The sequence below is a fragment of the uncultured Nevskia sp. genome, from assembly GCF_903885465.1.
In the GTDB taxonomy this organism is placed as follows: Bacteria; Pseudomonadota; Gammaproteobacteria; order Nevskiales; family Nevskiaceae; genus Nevskia.
In genome coordinates this window covers 1-7,529 of sequence record NZ_CAISIQ010000068.1, presented here as the reverse complement: position 1 = coordinate 7,529, position 7,529 = coordinate 1, and the positions used below count along the sequence as shown (strand labels likewise).

The 7,529-nt window shown below is 62.0% G+C and carries 6 protein-coding genes; all 6 read left to right on the top strand.

Annotation, left to right across the window (positions count from 1 at the left end; genetic code table 11):
* Positions 1-64 precede the first annotated feature (64 nt).
* The gene (gene nusA, locus QZY06_RS02490) at positions 65-1,558 is read left to right on the top strand and encodes a transcription termination factor NusA (protein WP_022975581.1); all 1,494 of its coding nucleotides are present in this window, start codon (positions 65-67) and stop codon (positions 1,556-1,558) included.
* A 19-nt stretch (positions 1,559-1,577) separates the two neighbouring features.
* Positions 1,578-4,274 (top strand): translation initiation factor IF-2, encoded by a 2,697-nt coding sequence (gene infB, locus QZY06_RS02485; RefSeq protein ID WP_295679731.1) that lies wholly within the window; start codon positions 1,578-1,580, stop codon positions 4,272-4,274.
* A gap of 30 nt (positions 4,275-4,304) precedes the next feature.
* On the top strand, positions 4,305-4,703 hold the full coding sequence (rbfA, locus tag QZY06_RS02480; RefSeq protein ID WP_295679729.1) for a 30S ribosome-binding factor RbfA: 399 nt from the start codon (positions 4,305-4,307) through the stop codon (positions 4,701-4,703).
* The gene (gene truB / locus QZY06_RS02475) at positions 4,684-5,643 is read left to right on the top strand and encodes a tRNA pseudouridine(55) synthase TruB (protein ID WP_295679726.1); all 960 of its coding nucleotides are present in this window, start codon (positions 4,684-4,686) and stop codon (positions 5,641-5,643) included. Before rbfA ends, truB begins: the two co-directional genes overlap by 20 nt.
* Positions 5,644-5,723: 80 nt before the next feature.
* Positions 5,724-5,993 (top strand): 30S ribosomal protein S15, encoded by a 270-nt coding sequence (gene rpsO, locus QZY06_RS02470; protein ID WP_028475122.1) that lies wholly within the window; start codon positions 5,724-5,726, stop codon positions 5,991-5,993.
* 50 nt (positions 5,994-6,043) lie between these two features.
* Positions 6,044-7,529, top strand: a 1,486-nt coding sequence (pnp, locus tag QZY06_RS02465) for a polyribonucleotide nucleotidyltransferase (protein ID WP_295679722.1), incomplete at its 3' end; no start/stop codon positions are given.

The window sequence follows — 7,529 nt, the reverse complement described above, 5'->3', positions numbered from 1 at the left end:
TGCCGCTGGCCGATATCGACAAGGCCAAGTTGGTCCCGAATTTTGACAAGGAGAAGACAGGTTCATGAACAAGAACGTATTGCTCATGGTGGATGTCGTCTCCAATGAAAAAGGCGTCGAGAAAGAGATCATCTTTCAGGCGCTTGAAGCGGCTCTGGCTTCCGCGAGCAAGGAACATTACGGCTCGGAATGGGATATCCGCGTCACCATCGACCGCGACACCGGCGATTACGAGACCTGGCGCCGCTGGACGATCGTCGATGACGAAGACGCGAATTTCGAGACACCGCTGCGGCAGATCCTGCTGGCGCGTGCGCAGGAAACCCAGCCCGATGCGATTCCCGGTGACGTGCGCGAAGAACCGCTGCCGTCGATCGAATTCGGTCGCATCGGCGCGCAGAAGGCCAAGCAGGTCATCTTCCAGCGCGTGCGTGATGCCGAACGCGCGCGCATCGTCGATGCCTATGCCGATCGGGTAGGTGAGTTGATGACTGGTCTCGTCAAGCGCATCGAGCGCGGCGCGATCATCGTCGACCTGGGCGGCACCACCGAAGCGATCATTCCGCGCGATCAGGTGATTCCGCGCGAGCCGGTTCGTCCTGGCGATCGCATTCGCGGCTATCTCTACGAAGTGAGCCCGCAGATGCGTGGCCCGCAGCTGTTCCTGAGCCGTACCGCGCCGAAGTTCCTGATCGAGCTGTTCAAGCTCGAAGTGCCGGAAATTGCCCAGGGATTGATCGAGATCAAGGGCGCTGCCCGCGACTCGGGCCTGCGCGCCAAGATTGCCGTTCAGGCCAAGGACAAGCGTATCGACCCGGTCGGCGCCTGCGTCGGCATGCGTGGTTCGCGCGTGCAGAGCGTGTCGAACGAACTGGCTGGTGAGCGCATCGATATCGTGCCCTGGGACGACAACATCGCTCAGTTCGTCATCAATGCGATGGCGCCGGCAGAAGTGGAATCGATCATCGTCGATGAAGATTCCCACGCGATGTCGATCGCCGTGGCTGAAGACAAGCTGGCGCAGGCGATCGGTCGCGGCGGACAGAACGTCCGTCTCGCTTCCGAACTGACTGGCTGGACCTTGAACGTGATGACGGCTGCAGAAGCCGAGTCGAAGAAGGAACAGGAAAATCAGACCGTCCAGGCTCTCTTCATGGAAGCCTTGGAAGTCGATGCCGAAGTTGCCTTGATCCTCGTGCAGGAAGGTTTCGCATCGCTCGAAGAAATTGCTTACGTGCCGGATGAAGAATTGCTCGACATCGAAGAGTTCGACGAACAGATCGTCGAAGAGCTTCGTAACCGCGCCAAGGACGTGCTGCTGACCCGAGCACTGGCCAAGGCCGAACAAGCCGCTTCGGTGCAGCCCGCAGAAGATTTGCTCGCCGTGCCGGGAGTCGATGAGGAACTTGCGTATCGCCTGGCGGCTGCCGGTGTGGTGACGCGGGACGATCTCGCCGATCTCGCGACCGACGAGCTGACAGAAAAAGTGCCGATGGACGAAGACGTCGCGGCCCGGTTGATCATGACCGCCCGTGGCCTTGAGTCACAGAAGGCCTGACCCCCTCCGGAGCGCGCCGATGAGCAGCCTTACCGTGTTGGACCTCGCCGCCGAGCTGCGCAAGCCGGTTCCTGAAATGTTGACTCAACTCAGGGACGCCGGTGTGGCGGTGGCAAGTGCAGATTCTCCGATCAGCCCCGCCGACAAGGTGGCGTTGTTGCAGCATCTGCACAAGATTTCCCGTACTGCGACCACCTTGGGGACGTCCTCGTCTCCGGGTGCGGACAGCCGTATTTCGATCAAGCGCAAGGAAACCACCGAGCTGAAGCTTGGCGGTGGCCGTGGCGCGCCGACCAAGACGGTCAGCATCGAAGTGCGCAAGCGTCGCACCTACCTCAAGAGTGACGAGGTTGAGACGGCGGAACCTGTTGCAGCACCAGTCGCAGCCGTTGTTGCGCAGCCGGTTCCAGCATCGCCGATTGCGACGCCCGCTGAGACCGCGCCGGTAGCTGCAGCGGTCGAAGCGATCGATGCTCCGCAGCCGGTCGTGGAAGAGGCGACGGCTGACGAAGCAGCCCTTGCAAAGTCTGCTGCCGATGAAGCGGCGCGTCTTGCTGCCGAGGCAGAGGCCGCGCGTGTGCTGGCAGTGAACGAAGAGGCCGAGCGGGTCAAGGCAGCGGAAGCCGAGCGCATGCGCACGGATCCGATCTATCGCGCCCGGATGGATGCTGAGTCCTCGCGTCGCCGTGCGGCCGAAAATCTGCGCCGTGCCACCGAAGTCAAGATCATTCCGACGCCGGCTCCGCCACCACCTGCAGCCGCTGCCGCGAAGAAGCCGGATCGCGACAAGGATCGCGCCGGTGGTGATCGCGGTCGCAACGAATTGCATCTAGCGGCCGGCAAGGGCGGCAAGCGCGACAAGAAGACCAAGCGCAAGCCAAGCGGACAGATTCATGTCGATAACGCCCATACCTTCGAGCGCCCGACGGCGCCGGTGGTACGTGAAGTCGAAGTGCCGGAAGCGATCACCGTTGCCGAATTGGCCAACCGCATGGCCATCAAGGCCACGGAACTGATCAAGGTGATGATGAAGAATGGCCTGATGGCGACGATCAATCAGATCATCGATCAGGACACCGCGGCGCTGATGGTCGAGGAAATGGGTCACAAGATCCGCCTCGTCAAGGACAGCGATCATGAAGATGGCCTGATGACGGCTGCGACCGGCGAAGTGCAGGAATCGACTGCGCTGCCGCGTCCGCCCGTGGTCACCATCATGGGCCACGTCGATCACGGCAAGACGTCCTTGCTCGACTACATCCGCAAGACGCGTGTGGCTGCTGGCGAAGCTGGCGGCATCACGCAGCACATCGGCGCCTACCACGTGCAGACGAAGAAGGGTGTCATCACCTTCCTCGACACGCCGGGCCACGCCGCATTCACTCGCATGCGTGCCCGCGGCGCACAGCTGACCGACATCGTCATCCTGATCGTGGCTGGCGACGACGGCGTGATGCCGCAGACCAAGGAAGCGATCCAGCACGCGAAAGCGGCTGGTGCGCCGGTCATCGTCGCGATCACCAAGATCGACAAGCCGGACGCCGACATTGCTCGCGTCAAGACTGATTTGCTGAAAGAAGAACTGGTTGCCGAAGATTTCGGCGGCGAAGTTCAGGTGGTCGGCGTGTCGTCGGTTACCGGTGCCGGTATCGACGAACTGCTCGACGCGATCCTGTTGCAAGCCGAAGTGCTGGAACTGAAGGCGCCGGTCGACACCATGGCGCGCGGCACGATCGTCGAAGCGTCGATCGAGAAGGGACGTGGCCCGGTTGCTACCGTGCTGGTTCGTTCAGGCACGCTGCGTCAGGGTGACGTGATCATTTCCGGCTCGCATTACGGCCGCGTTCGCGCCATGTTCAATGAGGCCGGCGCGCTGGTGAAGGAAGTCGGTCCGTCGATTCCGGTCTCCGTGCTCGGCTTGTCCGGCCCGCCGGATTCCGGTGATGACATCGTCGTCGTGGCTGATGAACGCAAGGCCCGCGAACTGACGATCCTGCGTGAGTCGAAGCAGCGCGAAGCGAAGCTGGCCTCGAACCAGGCCGTGCGCATGGATCAGGTCTTCGCTCGCATGGGCGATGGTTCAGCCGAGCAGAAGTCGCTGAACCTGATGATCAAGGCCGACGTGCAGGGTTCTGCCGAAGCGCTGTCCGAGTCGCTCAAGAAACTGCCGAGCGCCGAGGTCAAGGTCACGGTGGTATCGAGTTCGATCGGCGGCATCAGCGAATCCGATGTCGATCTGGCGCTGGCGTCACGCGCCATCATCATCGGCTTCAATGTCCGTGCCGATAGTGTTGCCCGTCGTCGTATCCAGGACACCGGTCTCGACGTTCGCTACTACTCGATCATCTACGACGTGCTGGATGACGTCTCCGATGCCATCGGCGGTTTGCTGGGCACCGAAACGCGCGAGCAGATCGTCGGCACCGCTCAGGTTCGCGACGTGTTCCGTTCGTCGAAGTTCGGCGCCATTGCCGGTTGCTTGGTCATGGACGGCGAAGTCCGCCGCGGCCTGCCGATTCGCGTACTGCGCAACAACGTCGTCATCTATGAAGGCGAACTGGAATCCTTGCGTCGTCACAAGGACGATGTCGCCAAGGTCATCGTCGGCACGGAGTGCGGTATCGGCGTGAAGAACTACAACGACGTCAAGGCGGGCGATCAGATCGAGTGCTTCGACCGCGTTCAGGTCAAGCGCACCGTGAAGGCCGAGGCTTAATCCCGAGTGCCGAGAGAGTATTCCCGCACGTTGCGGATCAATTCCCAGCTCCAGCGCGAGCTGTCGGAATTGATTCGTGACGAGTTGACCGATCCGCGTATCGGCAAATTGACGGTTACCGATGTGGTGGTGGCTGCCGATGTTCGCAACGCGAAGATATCGATCAGCCAGCTGGGCACCGACGACGAACTGAAGCAGGCGGTCAAGGCCCTCAATGGGGCTGCCGGCCGTTTGCGGCATTTGCTGGTCGATCGCATGCGCATCCGCCATGTACCGACTCTGCACTTCACCGCCGACATGGCCTTGCGTGAAGCGGATCGTGTCGGTGGCTTGATCCGGGAAGCCATCGCCAACGACCAGGCCAGCAGCGAAGCCGCTGATTCCAAGGCCGATCTCAAGGTGGCTGATGATGAGCCGCCGGCATCGTGAACGGGCGCTGATCGACGGCTTCTTGCTGCTCGACAAGCCGGCTGGTGTCAGCTCGAACAACGTGCTTCAGCAGGTCCGTCGGCTTTACGACGCCGAAAAGGCAGGGCATACCGGCAGTCTCGATCCGTTCGCGACTGGGCTGCTGCCGATCTGCTTCGGCCAGGCGACCAAGCTCGGCGGCTTCCTGCTCGAATCCGACAAACGCTATCAGGCGCAGGTACTGCTCGGCACCCAAACGTCCACCGGCGATCCGGAAGGCGAGGTGATCGCCACGTCCGACGCATCGCAGATCACGCGCAGTGACATAGAAGCAGTGCTTCCGCAGTTGCTTGGTGAGATCGAGCAGATTCCGCCGATGTACTCGGCGATCAAGCGGGGTGGGCGGCATCTTTACGAACTGGCTCGCGAAGGTGTCGAGATCGATCGTGAGCCGCGCCGCGTCACCATTCACGAGCTGAAACTGCTCGATGTCGAGCCAGGCGGCTTTTCGTTCGAGGTGCTCTGCTCGAAAGGCACTTACATCCGCACGCTGGCCGAGGATTGGGCGCACCTGCTAGGCCAGCGCGCCTATCTGACCGGTTTGCGCCGCCTCGAAACCGGGCCTTTCCGTAGGGTCAGCATGGTGACCATGCCGGATCTCCACGCCTGCAATTTCCAGATGGATCGTCTGAATGCATTGCTGCTGCCGCTCGCGGCTGCGCTGGGTGATAGACCGCGGCTCGATGTCGATGCCTTCGATGCCGCGAGACTGCGTCGTGGCCTTGAATGCGGGCCGTACCCCGCCGCGTTGCCTGGGGACGTGATCGTCTACGGCCCCGAGGGGCTGGCAAGCAGTATCGCCAAGGTTGATCGGAATCGACGAGTCTCGTCGAAACGCTGGATCGGCCCGGAGCCGTCCGAGGAAATCCTGGCGTCGACCTTCGCCCCGCGCCGCACCTGACAGTCGCGGTTGTGACCCGTGGTCACGGCCGTTACAATAGCTGGTTTACAGAACCGTAAAATCATTTTTGGAGTTTGATGATGTCCCTTTCCGTTGAGCAGAAATCCGCCGTTGTTTCCAAGTTTGCCCGTGCCAAGGGTGATACCGGTTCGCCTGAAGTGCAGGTTGCCTTGATCACCGAGCGGCTGAAGTCGCTGCAGGGACATTTCGAAGCGAACAAGAAGGATCACCATTCCCGCCGCGGTCTGACCATGATGGTCAACCAGCGCCGTACGCTTCTCGACTATCTGAAGCGTGAAGATGAAGGCCGTTACTCCAAGCTGATCGCCGAACTCGGTCTGCGCCGCTAAAAAGCGCTGCGGTTCTCGCTGTTCCTTCTCCGAGTTCGACAGAGTCCAACATGGTCTATCCCGTAGCGCCCATCAAGAAATCATTCCAGTACGGTGCCCACACCGTCACCCTCGAAACCGGTGCCATCGCCCGTCAGGCGACTGCAGCGGTCATCGTCACCGTCGACCAGACCGTGGTCATGGTCACCGTGGTGGCGAAGAAGGATGCCAAGGAAGGTCAGGACTTCTTCCCGCTGACCGTCGATTACATGGAGCGCACCTACGCGGGTGGCCGTATCCCGGGTGGTTTCTTCAAGCGTGAAGGCCGTCCGACCGAGAAGGAAACGCTGACTTCGCGTCTGATCGATCGTCCGATGCGCCCGCTGTTCCCGGAAGGCTATTACAACGAGATTCAGGTCGTTGCGATGGTGATGTCGTCGAATCCGCAGATCGACGGCGACATCCCGGCACTGATCGGTGCGTCTTGCGCGATGTCGCTGGCCGGCGTCCCGTTCCAGGGCCCGATCGGTGCGGCAAGAGTCGGTTACATCGACGGCGCCTACGTGTTGAACCCGACGCACAAGCAGCTCGAAGAGTCGAAGCTTGATCTCGTTGTCGCCGGCACCGCTGACGCCGTGCTGATGGTTGAATCCGAAGCGCAGCAGCTGTCCGAAGAAGTGATGCTCGGTGCCGTGTTGTTCGGCCACGAGCAGATGCAGGCCGCCATCAACGCGATCAACGAACTGGTTGCCGAAGCCGGCAAGCCGAAGTGGGACTGGAAGCCGGCGGCCGTCAACGCCGATCTGACCGGCGCGCTCGCCGCGTACACCGCTGACGTCACCACCGCCTACGCGATCACCGACAAGAAGGCCCGTCAGGACGCCGTTCGCGCCGTCCGTGATTCGGCTGTTGCCGCGCTCGCTTCAGGTGATGCGCCGAAGTTCGAAGCCGCCAAGGTCAAGGGAGCGTTCGGCGATCTGGAATACGCCGTGGTTCGTGATCGCATCCTGTCGGGCGCGCCGCGCATCGACGGCCGCGACAACGCGACCGTGCGCCGTCTCGACATGGGCGTCGGCATCCTGCCGCGCACCCATGGCTCGGCTGTGTTCACCCGTGGTGAAACCCAGGTCATCGGCGTGGTCACGCTCGGTACCGGCAAGGACTCGCAGCTGATCGAGAACCTGCAGGGCGAGTCGCGCGACCAGTTCATGCTGCACTACAACTTTCCTCCGTACTGCGTCGGCGAAACTGGCCGTCTGAACGCGCCGAAGCGCCGCGAGATCGGCCACGGTCGCTTGGCCAAGCGCGGCGTTGCCGCCGTGATGCCGGATCTGGTCAAGGATTTCCCGTACGTCGTGCGCGTCGTCGCGGAAGTCACGGAGTCGAACGGTTCGAGCTCGATGGCCTCGACCTGCGCTGCCAGCCTCGCGCTGATGGACGCCGGTGTGCCGATCAAGGCCGCCGTTGCCGGTGTGGCGATGGGTCTGATCAAGGAAGGCGACCGCTGGGCCGTGCTGACCGACATCCTCGGCGACGAGGATCATCTCGGCGACATGG

Coding starts and splice junctions, on each gene's coding strand:
- truB (WP_295679726.1), top strand. CDS start 4,684: ATGAGCCGCCGGCATCGTGAACGGGCGCTGATCGACGGCTTCTTGCTG.
- infB (WP_295679731.1), top strand. CDS start 1,578: ATGAGCAGCCTTACCGTGTTGGACCTCGCCGCCGAGCTGCGCAAGCCG.
- rpsO (WP_028475122.1), top strand. CDS start 5,724: ATGTCCCTTTCCGTTGAGCAGAAATCCGCCGTTGTTTCCAAGTTTGCC.
- nusA (WP_022975581.1), top strand. CDS start 65: ATGAACAAGAACGTATTGCTCATGGTGGATGTCGTCTCCAATGAAAAA.